This is a genomic window from Streptomyces sp. NPDC058646, from assembly GCF_042716875.1.
In the GTDB taxonomy this organism is placed as follows: Bacteria; Actinomycetota; Actinomycetes; order Streptomycetales; family Streptomycetaceae; genus Streptomyces.
Genome location: NZ_JBHXRK010000043.1, coordinates 1 through 16,140 on the forward strand (window position 1 = coordinate 1; position 16,140 = coordinate 16,140).

Below are 16,140 nucleotides of genomic sequence, written 5' to 3' on the forward strand. Positions count from 1 at the left end.
GATATCGACCGACACCACCGGTCAGAAGGTTGTGGTCGGCGGCGGCGTGTTCGTCGTCCCGTTCGTCCAGCAGCGCTACACCCTCGACCTGTCCAGCCGGCACATCCCGATCGCCGTGCGCGGGGCGGTCACCCTGCGGGGCATCAAGGCCAACCTCGAAGGCGTGGCGATCGTCAAGGTCGGCGGCAACGAGGACGCCATCCGCGCCGCCGCCCAGCGGTTCCTGCAGCAGCAGGACGGCATCGTCGGCTTCACCCAAGAAGTTCTGTCGGGCGCGCTGCGGGCCATCGTCGGCCGGATGTCGGTCGAGGACATCATCCGCGACCGGGCCGCCTTCGCGGGGCAGGTGGCGGAGGAGGCCGAGGCCAGCCTGTCGGGGCAGGGCCTGGTCCTGGACGCCTTCCAGATCCAGGACATCACCACCGAGGGCTCCTACCTTGAGGACCTCGGCCGCCCCGAGGCCGCTCGCGCCAAGCAGGAAGCCGACATCGCCGAGGCCAACTCCCGCCAGGCCGCCGAACAGGCCCGCCTGAAAGCCGAGGAGGAGATCGCTGTCGCCCAGCGGACGTTGTACCTTCGGCAGGCCGAGATCAAGGCGGAGACCGACGCTGCGACCGCCCAGGCCAACGCCGCAGGCCCCCTGGCCGATGCCGACCGGCAGCAGCAGATCCTTGCCGAACAGGAGAAGGTCGCCGAACGACAGGCGGCGCTGACCGACCGCCAGCTCGACACCCAGGTCCGCAAGCCCGCCGACGCCCGCCGCTACCAGGCCGAACAGGAAGCCGAAGCCCTGCGCGTCGCCCGCGTCAAGCAGGCCGAGGCCGAGCGCCTGGCGGCAATCGCCGCCGCCCAGGCCGAGGCCGAGCGGGCCCGTCTGACCGGCGAGGGCGAGAAGCAGCGCCGCTCCGCACTCGCCGAGGCCGAGGCCATCGAGGGCGCCAAGCGCGGTGAGGCCGAACGCGCCCGCCGTGCGGCCATCGCCGAAGCGGTACGTCTGGAGGGCGACGCGGAGGCTGCGGCCATCTTGGCCAAGGGCGCCGCCGAGGCCGAGGCGATGCAGAAGAAGGCGGACGCCTTCGAAAGCTACGGTGACGCCGCGATGATTCAGATGATGGTCGAGGCACTGCCCCAGGTCGTGGCCAAGGCCGCCGAACCGCTGTCCGCCATCGACAAGATGACCGTCATCTCCACCGACGGCGCGAGCAAGCTCTCCCGCACGGTCACCGACAACGTCGCCCAGGGCATGGAACTCCTCTCCTCCACCACCGGCGTCGACCTCGCTCAACTCCTGGGCGGACTGACCGCCGCCAAGACGTCCGCCATGCCCGAGCCGAACTCATCCAACGGCAAGATCGAAATCGTCGGCTAGCTCGCACATCCTTGGGGCCCGCTGAGAGCGGGCCCCAAGACGCGGCGGCAGACGCGAAGCGAGGGGGATGCCAGGTGAACTACGACCGTGAGCCGGTGTTCAAACGAAGCAAGTGGGGCACCCAGAGGTACTACTACAACCCGCGCCACCCCATCGGACTCACCCTGATCATCATCACCCCACTCCTCGCCGGCACGATGCTGGTCCTCATGGCGAACCGGGCAGGACCGTTCGCACCGGAGCCCGCGCCCACATTGAGTCCGCCAGGCTACGAACACTCCTGGCAACCACCGGCGAGCACCCCCACATCCTGGCCGGCCCCGCTGCCCACCAGCACGCCCGAGCCTTAAGCGGCCCATCCGCCGGGGCGTGGCCCCAAGAGCCGCCGAGCGTCTCTGAACAGTGGAGCACGTTCTACCACCACAGCCCACACATCCCTCCGGTCCGTGAGGCGGCGGTCCCCTGCCTGCCTCGCGTTTGCCGAGCTGTGCTCCCCATCACAAAGACGCAAGCCATGATGAACCGATGATCGTTAATTGAAAGCAGGGGGACGAATGGAAGCCGATGAGACAGCTCTGGAAGCGTCGGTTCTTGAAGGGACCGCACCAGAGAGGGCTGAGAAGAGGGCCGAGGACGCGCGCCGCATCGAGGGGTGGTCGATCGTCTGGATGCTCCTCGCCATGCTGGTCTGGGGGTGCTTCGTCTTCCTGATGGTCGCCGATTACGGCCCCGAGGTGTCCTCATACAAGGGAACTCACACTGCGTGCCAGGGACCGCTCGGCGACCCGTTGCCTCAGGACAGAATCTGCCGCAGCGACGAGCTGCGGCAGTGGCCCGCACTGATGGGCATCCTCGCCCTGGCGTCCGTAGCGACCGTCACCGCAGCGGCAACCATGGTGTACGCCAAGGTCCTCGCCCGCTTGGCCCACAGCGACGGGTCCGGCGTGCGGCCACAAAGCTGAGGTTCCGTCTGCGTGGACGCCAACAGGCGAATGTAGTCACCAGGCCATCGTCAGGGTCGGTGGGGCTCCGGTGGCCGGGGCGAAGCATTCGCACGGTCCGCCTCAGGTCTCGTAGCGGGCGCGCATCCCGTCCCAGAACTGCTGGGGCAGGGTGGCCTCGCAGCCGTCGCAGCGGTACCCCGCGAACCAGACGCGGGCCGGGCCGTCCTACTGGCCGGACTCGCGGGAGCGGCCGAACTGGGGACGGAGCAGCCGAGAGCACAGCGGGCAGGAGTCCGCGTCGCTCACAGCCCGGTTGCGCGGTGATCAATACACGGTTTCGTCGTGTGCGCCCGCAGTTGCTGGGACCATTCGGTGGGTAGGTGTGGCCTTGAACCGTGGTCAGAGGTCTCGCCTCGTGCCGGCACCGGAGGGAGCAGACGATGGAACCGACGACACGATGCCGCCCGTCGGCGGACCTGTTCCCGTTAAAGGTCGTCTTCTGCGGGTTTTGCCGGGCCACTGCGGCCACGGGTGGAGCGCGGACTCTCAGCGCCGAGGGGGAGTTCCTGTCGGTGACGTGGCATACCCCTGCCTGCCCGCACCACGCAGCCGATCTCATCCTCGCCGAGGACAACTGAAGGCACTGCTGAGTGCTTGGCGGCAGCAAGAGCCGGCTACACGGCGAGCCTCGGTCCACGCAAAGGAGCGGCCGATCCAGTTTCGTCGAAGTTTTCGAGGTTGAACGTGGCAATCCGGATCTGTGTCACAGGTGCCCCCAGGGCTCGCCATGGCTGGGAACGCAGCGTAACCAGAGCTTCCTGGTGGTGGAGGTGAGGCACGCTCGGCGTTACCCCGACTGCCCTGACGCTGGTGGCCCTTGGCCGGCCTGCCTCTCCCACAGCCTCGGCCCTCGCTGCTCTGGCGGGTCCACCGTCAGCCTCGTCGGTGGAGCTGTCTGGACCCCAGCGCATGGCTGGTCTGCTCGGCATCGGGCCGCTGCAGCTCTTGCTCGTTCACACTCCACCCCTACCGACTGGACGCGCCTGGATCGCCAGGCGGGCTGTCGGCGTACACATGAACTCTCATGAGTACGCGGACACGGGCAGACCAGCTCGCGTATCGAAGACTCGTCGCTCTGGCCGGCTGAAGACCCTTCGGCCCCTTGGGGGGGCGGACGCCCAGCGCACCGGAGGCCGCCGCGCCGTGTACTGCGCGGCGGTTGCCCGGTCTCTTAGCGGCCGTCTGGGCACCCTCCTCTCGGCCGCTGGGTAGCACGACACTTGCTGGCTTTGCGCGCAGCAGATGGGGTGGTGGCTCGCGCCGTTCTTCAGGAGTCCGAGTCGGCGGATCGGATCGGCGCTGCTTGTCTGCCTGTCCGGAGTCGTGGGCGGCGTATGCGGGAGGCCGGCGCCTGGTGTGGGGCCGGCCTCCGTTGCCGAGCGTGTCAGGCGGCTTCGCCGACGAGTTCTTCGAGGACGTCTTCCATGGTGACGAAGCCGATGACGGTGTTGCTGTTGTCGGTGACCGCGGCGAGGTGAGTGCCCGCGTCGCGCATGGCGTTCATGGTGTCGTCCAGCGGGGTGGCCTGGCCGACCTGGGTGACGGTGTGCAGGGCGGAGGGCGAGAAGGGGGCGGCTCGGTCGGCGGGGCCGAGGGCGTCCTTGATGTGGAGGAAGCCCATGATCTCGCCGCCGGGGCCGGTGACGACCAGGCGGGAGAAGCCGTGGTCGGCGGCGGTGCGCTCCAGCCTGCGGGGGGTGATGCCGAGTGCGACGGTGACGAAGGCGTCGCGGGGGATCATGATCTCGCCCACGGGCCGCTTGCCGAGTGCGAGCGCGTCCCGCAGACGGTCCCCGCCCTCGGTCGGGAGGAACCCGGCGGCGCTGGAGTCCTTCACCAGCCGCGCGAGCTCGTCGTCGGTGAAGACGGATCCGACCTCGTCCTTGGGTTCGACCTTCAGTATCCGCAGCAGCACGTTGGCGAAGGCGTTGATGCCGAAGACGAAGGGCCGCAGCGTGCGGGTGAGGGCGATCAGCGGGGGCGCCAGGAGGAGCGCGGTCGGCGCGGGGGCGGCGAGCGCGATGTTCTTCGGGATCATCTCGCCGATCAGCATGTGCAGGTACGTCGCGGCGGTGAGGGCGATGACGAACGCGATCGGGTGGATCAGGCCCTCGGGTACGCCGATCGCGTGGAAGGGGGGTTCCAGCAGGTGGGCGATGGCTGGTTCGGAGACCACGCCCAGGACCAGGGAGGAGACGGTGATGCCGAGCTGGGCGGTGGCCATCGCCGCCGAGAGGTGTTCCAGGCCCCACAGGGTGGTCTTCGCCCGGAGGTTGCCGCTCTGGGCGGCGGGTTCGATCTGGGAGCGGCGGACTGAGATCAGTGCGAACTCGGCTCCGACGAAGAAGGCGTTGGTGATCAGGGTGAAGGCGCCGATCAGCAGCTGGATCGCGGTCATCGGTCCTCCTCCCGGGAGACGGTCTTCGCGTCGGCGGCGGGTGCGGTGATCGTGACCCGGTCGGCGCGGTGGTGGTCGATTGCGAGGACCGTGAGGTCCCAGCCGGTGACGGTGACGGTGTCGCCTTCGACGGGGATGCGTTCCAGACGGGTGGCGATCAGGCCGGCGAGCGTCTCGTAGGGGCCGTCGGGAACGGTGAAGCCGATCTCCTCCAGCTCGTCCACGCGGACACTTCCGCCGGCCTCCCAGACCTTGCGGCCGTCCTGTTCCGGGGCGGCGATGAGGTCGGGGATCTCGATCGGGTCGTGTTCGTCGAGGACCTCGCCGACGACCTCTTCGACGATGTCCTCGACCGTGACGACGCCGGCGGTGCCGCCGTACTCGTCGATGACCACGGCCATGGTGCGGGCCTTGCGCAGCTGGCCGAGGAGGGTGTCCACCGGCAGGGAGTGCGGCACCAGCAGCGCCGCGCTCATGAGGTCGGCCACCGATGTCAGGAGCCGCTTGTCCTCGTCCAAATCCAGGACGTCGCGGATGTGGACGGTGCCGACCACCTCGTCGAGGGTGTCGCGGAAGACGGGGAAGCGGGACAGGCCGGTGGCGTAGGTGAGGTTCGCGGCGTCGGCGGCGCTGGCGTGCAGCTCCAGTGCCTGGACGTCGATCCGCGGGGTCATCACATTCTCGGCGCTCAGCTCGGCCAGGTGCAGCGTCCGCACGAACAACTCCGCCGAGTCGGCCTCGATCGCGCCCTGGCGGGCGGAGTGACGCGCCAGCGCGACGAGTTCTTCCGGGGTGCGGGCCGAGGCGAGCTCTTCCGCCGGTTCCAGGCCGAAGCGGCGCACGAGACGGTTCGCGGTGTTGTTCAGGTGCCGAATCAGCGGGGCGAAGACGGCCGTGAAGGCGCGCTGGGGGCCGGCGACGACCTTGGCCACCGCCAGCGGGCGTGAGATCGCCCAGTTCTTCGGAACGAGCTCGCCGACCACCATCAGCACCACGGTGGACAAGGCCACACCGAGCACAGTCGCGGTGGTCGCAACCGCACCAGAGGGCAGTCCGGCCGCCTCCAGCGGCCCGCGCAGGAGGGCGGAGACGGACGGCTCGGCGAGCATGCCGATCACCAGCGAGGTGACGGTGATGCCGAGCTGGGCGCCGGACAGCTGGAAGGTCAGGCGCTTGGCGGCCTTCAGAGCGCTCACGGCGCCTCGCTCACCGGCCGCGGCAGCGCGCTCGAGCTCGCTGCGTTCGACGGTGGTGAGAGAGAACTCGGCGGCGACGAACACCGCGCACGCCAGCGTCAGCACCAGGGCGAGGAGGAGCAGCAGGACTTCGGTCACCGTGCCACCCCCGCTCCCGGCTGAGAATTCTGCGGGCAAGGCGTGGCACGGCATGGACTGATTCGATTCTCGGCGGACCTTGATGGCCCGGACGGCTGTTTGACTACGGACAGTATCCGCACCCCAATAGTAAACGGCAAGTAAAGTCGGGGCGTGGGCGCGGGAGGGAATGATCCCGCCGAAATCCCCTCCTGCGCTGCGCGAGCTCGACGCTGATCTGGAACCGCGGCGCCTTCTACCCAGGCCGTGTTTCAGGCCGTGGCTACGACCAGCCCTAACCTCGATCTTTCGTGACGGTCCGTCGGTTTCTTCGGCGGGCCGTTTCGGTTGTTCGGGCTGGTGGTGGCCAGGCTGATAGCCCGGCTGTCGCGTCGGGTGGGCGCCGGGTTCCACAGCTCCGGTCGGGGCGATGCTGCTCGTAGGGACGGGAAACGTGCTGGTCAGCCGGGGTTCGGGAGAGCTTCGAGCTGTGCCAGGGCGTCGGTGATGACGTCGGTCCATGGCCAGTGGCGCGCGAATCTCAGGTGCCGGCGGCGGGCGGTCGTGACGATCTGGGCGACGGCGGAGAAGAGGCGGAGCCGGAGACGGCGGGGCTCCCATCTGCGGGATTTGCCGGTCAGGGCGAGCATGGGCATCCAGGCCAGGAGGTCGAGGGCGATCTGGACGACCTCCAGCCAGATCTGGTTCTGCGCGGTGTCGTGCAGGGGCAGGTTGCGCAGGCCGGTGGCGCGGGCGTTTCGGATGCGGTCCTCGGCTCGTGCGCGTTGGCGGTGCCGCAGTTCGAGTGCGGCGATCGGGATGCCGGTGGTGTTGGTGGCGAACCCGGTGAGCCGCAGTCCGTCGGCGTCGGTGAAGCGCAACTGCGCGCCGGGGTGCGGGCGTTCCTTGCGGACGATCAGCCGCATCCCCTGCGGCCAGCCCTTGAGTACATCGCCGTCGAGTTCGACGACCCAGGCACCGTGGCGGATCTCGCCGCCCGGCTCGACGGCCACCGTCCACGCGGCGGGCGGGACCTTGAGGACGGCCTGGTGGATGGCGTCGGTGATGGTCATGCCGACCGAGTACGACAGCCACCTGCCCCGCTGGGCCAGCCAGGCGACGAACTCGTGTGTGCCACTGCCGGAGTCGGTATGGATCAGCGTCTGGCGTCCACGCCGGTACTTCTTCGGCAGCTGGGCCAGGGCGAGTTGGGCCGTGGCGATGTGGTCGGCGGCGGTGTTGCTGCCAGCGTTGCCGGGCCTGAGCAGGCCGGCCACCGGCTCCCCGCTGCCACCGCTTCCGTGATCGACGAACCCCATCAGAGGATGGTGTCCGAAGGTCTTCTTCCAGGTCGCGGTGGCGTCCTGCTTCTCGGAGTGGGCCAGCACGAGCACCCCGTCCAGGTCCACGGTCACCTGCCCTGCGGCGTCCGGGGCCGCGTTCTTGGCCACGTTCCAGACGCGCTCGCGTGCTGCGGCCCGCGCGGCCCGTATCGCGTGGAGGGCCTTCGGCCCAGCGGCGGCGAGTGTGTCGATGAGGCGGGAGACCGTCGGGTCGGAGGCCACCGGCCCGAACACGGCCGGTTCGGCCCGCAGCATCTCGACATCCGCGAGGCAGTCCCCGCCCAGCGCGACCGCGAGGGCCACGTCCAGCAGGATCTTGCCCGGATCGTGCACCGCCCTCGGGCGTCGCCACGGCGTCAGCGCCGTCGATACCGCCCGGTCCAGCCCGGCCTTGCGGGCGGTCTCGACCAGCAGCACGGCCCCAGCCTGGGACACCACCGCATGGCCGCCGCCCTCGATGCGGACGCGTGGATAGGACCCGATACGCTTCTTCACCTGGGAAGTGCCTCCGACGGTGGCAGGAACAAGGACCTCGACAATCCTCATTCTTGCTGGTCAGAGGCACTTTTCGCTTCCCTGACCACCCGTCGGACAGCCCGTCTCATGAAAGCGCGAGTTTAGACGCTGGCCACCTGCGGGGCGGCGCGGAGTGAACCGCGCCACCGCCCACCCCGGCTACCCAGTTAGCGGAGGTTGAGGAGTATCTGGGTGTAAGTCGGCGCTTGTGCCCTCCGTGACGGTCCGCCGCTCACGTGTCGTTCCTGCGGGTGGGGACGGATTCGCCTGGTACCTCTACTTCTTCGAAGCGCCACTGCTGGTTCGGGGCACCGCGATCCGCCACGACGGCCCGGTGGTTACCGTTGCCGTCCGAGAGGACGGTGACGACCTTGTCCTCATGTGACCCCGGCCAGAACATTCCGCCGTCGGCCTTCCACTGGGTCTGGTCCTGCCTGCCCCAGCCAAACAGGCCCACCTCAACCGGGCCTCCGAAGCCGACCACCCCGACATGGAGGGCGTACGCACTGCGGATGTCCTTGTTGATGTTGACCAGGTGCCAGAATTCGTCGCCGTAGGTGTTCGCCCTGTCGTCGAAGAACCAGATCTCGCGCCTCGCGTTCCTGGGACGGCTCACGACCAGGACCTGGTCTTTGGTGTGGCTGTAGGGGATGAAGCCCTTCTCGCCAGTCCAGCGGTCATGCGCCTCCTGCATGCCGTAGGACGTCCCCCCGTCTGCGGCAGCCAGACACAGCCCCGTGTCCTCGTTGATGATGCGGAAGAATTTCTCGGTCGGAAACCCGTTGCCCATTTCACTCTCCGCGATGCAATCGTGACATGTAGTGACGGAGTTAATGATGACATGCGACGGTTGCCCCCATGCGCAGCGGCGCGGCAGGTCCGGGGCGCTTTGCGGCCTGCGCGACCGGGGTGCAGCAGCAAGGTTGCGGCAGCTCCGGCGCACTACGCCCGTCGCGTTATGCGCCGTGCGAGGGAGTGCCAGTCGAAGGTCGCAAAGGACGCCATGATCATGACAGCGACGAGGGCGGCCATGGGGATGTCGGAGACGACGGGGCAGAAGACGATGCACAGCAATCAGGAACGCGCCGACCTTCGCGTTGATCATCGTCTGGCCGATCATGGCGCGGCCGGGGCTGTGATGGTCACAGCAGCCACGCCGAAGTCCGGTGACAGAAAGTCGCCGTCCCTCCCGCTGACGCTGGTTGCGCCGTGGCCAGTGCCGTTCCTGCCGCTTTCGCTGTAATCACCCTCACCGTCACGCGTGAGCACCCACCGGGCGTCGGCCGACACTTCCTCCCCGCTCCTTGGTCGATCACCAGGTGACCTGCAGGGCTCGGAGTCCGTAGACGACCGCATGGTCGTGGGTGGCAGGTGGGGTGCTTGCATCGTGCAGTTGGAGGGTGGGGAAGCGGTGCAGCAGCTTGGTCAGGATGATTTCGATTTCGAGGCGTCCTAGTTGCTGGCCGATGCACTGGTGGGGTCCGTGGCCGAAGCTGAGGTGCTGGCGGCTGTTGGGGCGGTCGAGGTCGAGGCGGTCGGGATCGGGGAACTTCAGCGGGTCACGGTTCGCGGCAGGCATGTGGAGGACAACGCGTTCTCCGGGTTCGATCCGCTGTCCCCTGATAACGAGTGCTGCACGGGCGACCCTGAGCAGTCCGAACTGCAGGATGGTGTGGTAGCGCAGCAGTTCCTCGACGGCGTTGTCGATGAGGGACGGGTCCGCTTGCAGGCTCTGCCAGAGGGCGGGTGAGCGCAGCAGGGTCAGGATGCTCAGGGAGATCATGTTCGCGGACGTCTCGTGACCGGCGATGAGCATCAGCTGCCCGAGGGAGACGATCTCGCCGTCGGCCAGCGGCGGTCCGCCGTCAGGCGGACGGTGCTGGGTCAGCCCGCTCAGGAGGTCGTCGACCGGATCCCGGCGCTTGGCTTCCACCAGGCCGCGCAGGTACGCGTGCATGGCCTTCTTGCTGGCCAGCAGTTCCTCTCGCGTCCGGTCCAGGCCCAGCAACTCACCGGTGAGGCGCTGGAAGTGATCGTGGTCGGTGTAGGGGACGCCCAGCAGTTCGCAGATCACCAGGGACGGCACGGGCAGGGCAAGAGCGGGAACAAGATCGACCGGGCCACAGGGCATCGCCGCGATGGCGTCCAGGTGCTCGTCCACGTACTTCTCGATGCGGGGGCGCAGCGTGCGGATGCGGCGCATGGAGAACTGCCCGATGAGCGGATGCCGCAGCCGTGTGTGTTCGGGTGGATCGCTGGTGAGCAGGTCCGATGTCCGGAACTGCGCCATCTCCGCTTCCGTGATGAGACTGGCTCTGACCTGGGAGTTGAGATGGGGCCTGCGGGAGCTGAGCCTGAGGTCGGCCAAGGCGGCGCGGACGTCGTCGTAGCGGGTGAGAAGCCAGCCTGGGGGGCCGTCGGGGAAGGCCAGGCGTGCTACTGGCTGTTCGGCGCGCAGGCGGGCGTATTCGTCCGGTGGGTGCATGGGGCAGCGGCGCTGGGTGGGCAGTGTGATCGCTGCAGTGTTGGTGTCATCCTTCATGTCCGCCGTCCTCCGGTCTTCTTGCCTTGTCCTGTGCGGTGTCGGGGACGAACCGGGCGGTCTCGAAGGACCACTGCAGGGTGCCGCGCATCCAGGTTTGGAGCATCTGTGCATAGGCCAGCACCATCGGCGGCGGGGCGGTGGTGCTTTGTGTCTGGGATCCGCCTGGGGCTGTGAGGTGTGAGGCGATGGCGTCGAAGTGGCGAAGACGCTCGTGGAGCATGGCGCGGGCGATGGCGTACGCCTGGTCTCTGGATGTGGTCTGTTCGCGATGGAGGATGGAGATGAGGTTGTCCTGGCCCCGGGCGTGCTCCGACTCTGCCGAGGCGATGTCGTTTCCGTAGCCGACCGCGTCAACCACTGTCTGGCGCAGGGCGCCCACGACATCGTGCGTACGCCACTGGTCGGGCAGCTCGATGTGGCTGACGGCTTCGCCGATGTGCAGAGCTGGCAGCATGGTGATGCTCTGCCGGCGCAGTGCGAGGTACTCCTGCAGACCCAGGGGCGTCGCCTGCTGTCGCAGCCGGGCCTCGGCCACACTCGCTGCGGCGAAGTCCCGGTAGTCGGCCGTGAAGCGGCCGGCCCAGCCAGGCGACGCGGTGGGGGCGGTCCGCTGCCACAGGTCGTTCAGGGCGCGGACGTAGGGGGAGTTTGGCCGCTCCCGGCCGCTGCTCGTGCCGTCGAGTACCTGAAGCAGATCCGCCAGCAGCTCGTGCACTGCCTGGGGGCGGTCGTCAGCCGCAAGCTCGTCGGAGTCGAATACGTCGTCGACCAGGCAGATGAAGGCCACCCACTCGGCCGCCAGCGCCAGCTCGCCGGGGGTGCCGAGCGGATGGACGTAGCCCGCCCAGGTCCCCAGGCGCATCCTGGCCAGCCTCGCGAACTCGGCAGGGTCGGGGACCAGGCCCATGCGCCTGGCCCAGCCGTGCATCTCCTGCTCGGCTCGGGGTGCGGCTGGCGAGGGAGTCTGCAGGGGGAAGGGAAGAACCTCCTGGGATGCCCCCCAGGAGGTCGTCCGATCCGCGGTCTGGCCGGTGTGCCGCTCAACCGAGGTCACCAGCGCCAGCTCTCATCACAGGCACCCAGCGCGAGCAGTGCCCAGATGTCGGCGAAGACGGGTGCGTCGAAGAGCAGCGGCCGGGGGGCGACCTGGTCGGGCAGGGCGGTGAATCCTCCGTCGGCCTCCTGGCGGGCCAGGAGATGGAAGATGCCGCGGCGTACGACGTGGTCTGTCCCGACGTGACGTCCCATCGCGGACAGGGCGAGCAGCGAGTACGCGGTACTGGTGGTGTCACTCGCATCACCGAGGCGGTATCCCCAGCCTCCGTCGCCGTTCTGCGCCAGGTCGAGGAAACGGTGTGAGCGAGCCACCGCCTGTTCGCGAGCGGCACGTAGCTGCGGCAGGCGGGAAGGGGGCAGCGAGTGCAGGGCCCACATGGCCCGCCAGATGGTGTTGGCCTCGCTCAAGGTCCAGCTGCGCTCGAACGTGCCATCAGGCTTCTGCGCCCCGAGCAGGTAGCGGGCGGCGTTCTCCAGCAGACCGGCATGTGCTTCCCCGGCCCAGCCCAGGGCGCTGGCGGCCCCGCCGGTCATTCCCACCTCGGACGGGTCCCCCGCGACGTAGGTGGGAAAGCCCCCGTCCTGGCCCGCGATCGCAGACAGGTAGCTCCCGGCCCGCTGGAGGGGTTTGGCGTAGCGCCCGGTATCGAGGGAGGCGAGGAAGGCGAGGGCGTAGGAGGTGGTGTCCACGTCGCTTTGCATCATGTGCTCGCCGAACGGCCAGCCGCCGTCCGGGCCCTGCCTGGCCGCAAGGTAGTCGCCCATGCGCTCGGTCACCTGGCGATCGGCTCCCGCCCTGGCCAGGGCAAGACCCGCGACGCCGGTGCAGAACACGGACAGGTTCGCGATACTGGGTAGGCCGCCGTCGGGGTTCACGCACTCCACCAGCAGACGCAGGCCCTTGGCGACGTCGGCACTGCGGGGTGCGACCGCGCTGACGGCCAGGAGCGCCAGCAGGTGCGCTGTGACGTGGTTCTCCCACACGCCGCGGCGCTGGCCTTCACGCAGGAGCGTCACCAGCCGTTCGTGCTCGACGGCGGTGACAGCCTCAGGCCGCCGCAGTCCGTGGGCGATCGTCACCTTGAGCGCCAGCATGATCATCTGAACCCAGGGTGCCCGGTTCCCGCTGTCGATGCGCTCCGGCCGCATCCCCGGGTGGAAGTCGATCGCTCCGACGGACGCGAGACACACATCGAAGAACAACCGCTTGCGGGCGAAGGTGAAGTGGTCGAAGCCGGCGAGAAGCTCCGCATGCACCCAGTCCGCGTCGGCCTGCCGGCCCGTGAGTACCGCGTCGCTCAGTGCCGAGTCGAAACGACTCCTGCCACCACCGGTATCCCGTGACAAGAAGCCCTCGAGCCCCTCCTGCACACCAGGGTGCTGTCCCTCCCGGCGCAGCAGCGCCAGCAGCAGCGCCGACTCCAGAACCCGGCTCGCGCACGGCCCCGGCACACAGCCGTCCGGCGTCACCTGCGCCGCGAGCCGGCTCACCAGGTCCCGGCAGACCCGGGCGGCCTCCATTCCCACACCCGAACCCGCCCGGCGGGAACGCGGCAGCGGAGCGACAGCACGGGGAGGGGCGGATTCGGCATGCACAATAACTCTCCGTTCAGCGCACTGGAGCCGGCGACTGGAAGCTGGTGGAACCCGGGCTGAGCGCGGCTGCCCCACTCTTCCCAGCACGGCGTCCCCACCCGTCGCAGCGACAAGACGTTCCAGAGTCGCCCAGGCCGACCAAGTCAGCGAAGGCGCATACCACCCACAATTGGCGCGTACCGGCCTGGTGTCGTGCGCCGGAGCACAAAACGGCAGCTCGTCCTCCATGTCGGCCCGGAACGCCTGGCGGATGGCCGCGCGGACGGAAACCCTGGCAGGAGCGGCCGTGCGGGAGGACCGTTCGACCTCGGCTCCCCATCCGATCTCGTTCCAGCTCTCCGCCAGACCGACCCGCCGGAGCTTCCTGACTGTCCCCTCCGCGCCGTATCGGCAGAGCGCCTGCGCCGACGGCGGCAGCCACTACGCCGGATCCTGACCCGCCTTGTTCGATTCGACCAAGACAGTCGCGGGCATCCCAACCGATCAGGCATAGTCGGAAAGCTCGACAGCCGGTTCACCGACGTGGGACGCGAAAATTGCTGCTGCCAGTCCGAACTTTACATGCGTAACTGGGGCGAACAGGGCGAGGAGCGGCAGCGCTTCGCCGCTCCTCGCAAGGGCGTCACGGGCGGCGCAAAATCACTTCCACCTCTTGTCACAGGCCGCTTGCAACTTCTTGTCCGCGGACCCCCGCGCCAGGTCGCACATGAACCCCGGGTCAATCTGCTGCTTCGCCGGGACCGAGTACCGCGGGCCCTCAACTGCCTTGCGCCGCAGGGCAGTCCAACGCGGGGCCGGCTTCCGGGGGGCCGTCCGCTTCGGCGGGGCGCGTACGTCCGCCGCTGCTTCGCCGCCAGCCTCCCGGCCAGCTTCCGGACCGACGCCGATGGCGGCGCACCCCCTGCCGGATGCTTCGCCCTGGCCGGTACCCGGCGGGCCAGCTGTGCCGGGACGGCCCGCGAGGGCCACATCCAGCACTGTCTTGCCCGGATCGTGCACCGCCCGAGCCTTCCGCCACGGCGCCAGTGCCGCTGATATCGCGGAGCCCAAGCCGGACTTGCGGACGGTCTCGACCAGCAGCACGCCCCCTGCCTGGGAGACCACCGCCCGGCCACCGCCCTCGATGCGGACACGCGGGTACGACCCGATACGCTTCTTCACCTGAGAAGTGCTTCTTTCCACGGCACGATCTGGACCCTCGGCAAGTCTTATCGTTGCAGGTCAGAAGCACTTCTCGCATTTTCGATCACGCTTCGGACAGCCCACCACGTGAAAGCCCGAGGCTAACGGCGGGGTCCGTTCCCGGGAGGCTGGGCGGAGGGGGCTCCGGTTGCGGCGCGCGACGCGGCACCCGCGGTCCGGTGGTCGGAGTCCACAATGATCTGCCCTCGGCAGGGGCAGCTGACGCCAAGCTGGGGGAGGGCCGGTCGGGTAGGGGCCAGCGTCTCTGCGTGCCAGGACGAGCGCAGCCACCCGAAGGGCCTTGGCTCCCGCCAACAGATGATCAAGAGATCCGCACGTTTGGAAACCCTGGCGCGGTGAAGACGGTTGTTAACACCGTTCTTATTCATCGAGGTAGGAGAAGCGGATGGGCATCATTGCCTGGATCTTGATCGGCCTGCTCGCGGGCTTCATCGCGAAGGCGCTGATGCCGGGCAGGGACCCGGGTGGCGTCATCATCACGATGCTGATCGGCATCGCGGGCGGCCTGCTCGGCGGGTTCCTCGGCAAGGTCATATTCGGCGTCGACTCCATCGACGGGTTCTTCGACCTCTCCACTTGGATCGCCGCCATCATCGGCTCCGTCATCCTCCTCGTAATCTACCGACTGGTCACCGGCAACAAGCGGCACCACAGCCACGCCTGAGCAACCCAGTCCCACCGCACGCAAACGGCTCCCCCGACCTGTCCCGAGCGGTCCTGGACTCCGCCCACGTACGGGCCAAAAAGTGCCCCTATGGTTTTCGTCAAGCCGTGACCGTGGTGGGTGGCTGGTAGAAGGTGCCGTCACGGAGCATGGCGAAGAGGACGTCGATGCGGCGGCGTGCGAGGCATACGAGGGCTGCGACGTGGTGTTTTCCCTCGCGTCGTTTCCTGTCGTAGTAGGCGCGTGAGTCCGGCTGCGAGAGGGAGGCGAACGCGGCGAGGTAGAAGGCGCGCTTGAGCTGCCGGTTGCCTCGCCTGGAAGGGTGTTCACTGCGGATGGACGAGCCGGATCTGCGGGTGGCGGGCGCGAGGCCTGCGTAGGCGGCCAGGTGCCCGGCGGTGGCGAATCCACTGCCGTCACCGACGTCGACAAGGATGCGGGCCGCGGTCCTGACCCCGATGCCGGGCATCGAGATCAGGACCTGGGAAAGAGGGTGGGCCTCCAGCAGTTCCTCGATCCTGCTGGCCAGGAGCTTGCGCTGGTCGAGCACTGCGGCCAGCGAGCCGGCCAAGCTGGGAAGGATCAGGGATGCGGCCTCGGTGCCGGGAACGATGACGGTCTACTCGTCCAGGGCGATGAAGATGTCCTCAACGAGACGTTCGGCCATGCGCGGTGCTTTGGGCCGCAGCATCGTTATCAGGCGCCGCCTGCCGGCCGTCCTCAACCGACAAGCAGCGCAAGTCCGCCGCCCAGTACAACGACCCCTCCCAGCCGGTGACGCTGGTCTCGGGGGCACGTCTCCACCGACGAAAACAAGCCCGAATCCCTCGATCACGTCGCAGGCCTCCAGGTCGACCGCGTCCGATCCGTCGCCGCAGGCAGAAACCCCGGGCTCTAGCCTCGCCGTTTCGGTTGGGGTGCGGCTGACGGTTGGATAGAAACGCAAAAGTGCCTTCCTGAACTGGGACGATGGACCATGGACCGTGTCTAGAGGTTCTGTCGTCGCCAGAGGAAGGCACTTTCTGCGTGAAGGATATCGGTTCGCGGCCCCGGCTTGCGGTGTCCACTGATGAGTCGGGGGTGGTCGGGCACGCCGGAGCACGTTTGCTCCACTGTGAGCTGGTGAGTTCGTC

Annotated in this window: 11 protein-coding genes and 3 pseudogenes; 4 read left to right on the top strand and 10 right to left on the bottom strand. The window is 68.4% G+C overall.

The window, feature by feature from the left end; translation table 11 throughout:
• From ACFWUZ_RS33565 to ACFWUZ_RS33575, 3 genes are all read left to right on the top strand, one after another.
• Positions 1 to 1,369: flotillin family protein (locus ACFWUZ_RS33565; RefSeq protein WP_384381471.1), on the top strand; the 1,369-nt coding region annotated here is incomplete at its 5' end.
• Between the two features lie 74 nt (positions 1,370 to 1,443).
• On the top strand, positions 1,444 to 1,719 hold the full coding sequence (locus tag ACFWUZ_RS33570) for a hypothetical protein (RefSeq protein ID WP_384381473.1): 276 nt from the start codon (positions 1,444 to 1,446) through the stop codon (positions 1,717 to 1,719).
• A gap of 204 nt (positions 1,720 to 1,923) precedes the next feature.
• Positions 1,924 to 2,331, top strand: coding sequence for a hypothetical protein (locus tag ACFWUZ_RS33575; protein ID WP_384381475.1), 408 nt, complete (start codon positions 1,924 to 1,926; stop codon positions 2,329 to 2,331).
• A gap of 1,426 nt (positions 2,332 to 3,757) precedes the next feature.
• Here ACFWUZ_RS33575 and ACFWUZ_RS33580 read toward each other — a convergent pair.
• The 9 genes and pseudogenes from ACFWUZ_RS33580 to ACFWUZ_RS33620 form a co-directional block, all read right to left on the bottom strand.
• A complete protein-coding gene (locus tag ACFWUZ_RS33580) occupies positions 3,758 to 4,771 on the bottom strand; it encodes a hemolysin family protein (protein WP_384381477.1) in 1,014 nt (337 codons plus the stop codon).
• Positions 4,768 to 6,105, bottom strand: coding sequence for a hemolysin family protein (locus tag ACFWUZ_RS33585; protein WP_384381479.1), 1,338 nt, complete (start codon positions 6,103 to 6,105; stop codon positions 4,768 to 4,770). The genes ACFWUZ_RS33580 and ACFWUZ_RS33585 overlap by 4 nt, the downstream gene beginning before the upstream one ends.
• A gap of 440 nt (positions 6,106 to 6,545) precedes the next feature.
• The gene (locus ACFWUZ_RS33590; RefSeq protein WP_384381481.1) at positions 6,546 to 7,922 is read right to left on the bottom strand and encodes an IS1380 family transposase; all 1,377 of its coding nucleotides are present in this window, start codon (positions 7,920 to 7,922) and stop codon (positions 6,546 to 6,548) included.
• A gap of 253 nt (positions 7,923 to 8,175) precedes the next feature.
• On the bottom strand, positions 8,176 to 8,733 hold the full coding sequence (locus ACFWUZ_RS33595; RefSeq protein ID WP_069924636.1) for a hypothetical protein: 558 nt from the start codon (positions 8,731 to 8,733) through the stop codon (positions 8,176 to 8,178).
• Between the two features lie 158 nt (positions 8,734 to 8,891).
• Positions 8,892 to 9,072, bottom strand: a pseudogene (locus ACFWUZ_RS33600) (sodium-independent anion transporter); the annotation flags it as partial.
• A gap of 183 nt (positions 9,073 to 9,255) precedes the next feature.
• Entirely contained in the window at positions 9,256 to 10,485 is a 1,230-nt protein-coding gene (locus ACFWUZ_RS33605; RefSeq protein ID WP_384381483.1) for a cytochrome P450, read from the bottom strand.
• Positions 10,475 to 11,416 (bottom strand): hypothetical protein, encoded by a 942-nt coding sequence (locus tag ACFWUZ_RS33610; RefSeq protein WP_384381485.1) that lies wholly within the window; start codon positions 11,414 to 11,416, stop codon positions 10,475 to 10,477. The genes ACFWUZ_RS33605 and ACFWUZ_RS33610 overlap by 11 nt, the downstream gene beginning before the upstream one ends.
• A 122-nt stretch (positions 11,417 to 11,538) precedes the next feature.
• A complete protein-coding gene (locus tag ACFWUZ_RS33615; protein ID WP_069924632.1) occupies positions 11,539 to 13,065 on the bottom strand; it encodes a prenyltransferase/squalene oxidase repeat-containing protein in 1,527 nt (508 codons plus the stop codon).
• A 1,032-nt stretch (positions 13,066 to 14,097) separates the two neighbouring features.
• Positions 14,098 to 14,301 (bottom strand): annotated as a pseudogene (locus ACFWUZ_RS33620) (IS1380 family transposase); the annotation flags it as partial.
• A gap of 427 nt (positions 14,302 to 14,728) precedes the next feature.
• On the opposite strand from ACFWUZ_RS33620, the gene ACFWUZ_RS33625 reads away from it, so the two are divergent.
• Positions 14,729 to 15,007, top strand: coding sequence for a GlsB/YeaQ/YmgE family stress response membrane protein (locus tag ACFWUZ_RS33625; protein WP_384381487.1), 279 nt, complete (start codon positions 14,729 to 14,731; stop codon positions 15,005 to 15,007).
• Positions 15,008 to 15,107: 100 nt separating this feature from the next.
• On the opposite strand, the pseudogene ACFWUZ_RS33630 reads toward ACFWUZ_RS33625, so the two are convergent.
• Positions 15,108 to 15,731, bottom strand: a pseudogene (locus ACFWUZ_RS33630) (transposase); the annotation flags it as partial.
• Between the last annotated feature and the right edge of the window lie 409 nt (positions 15,732 to 16,140).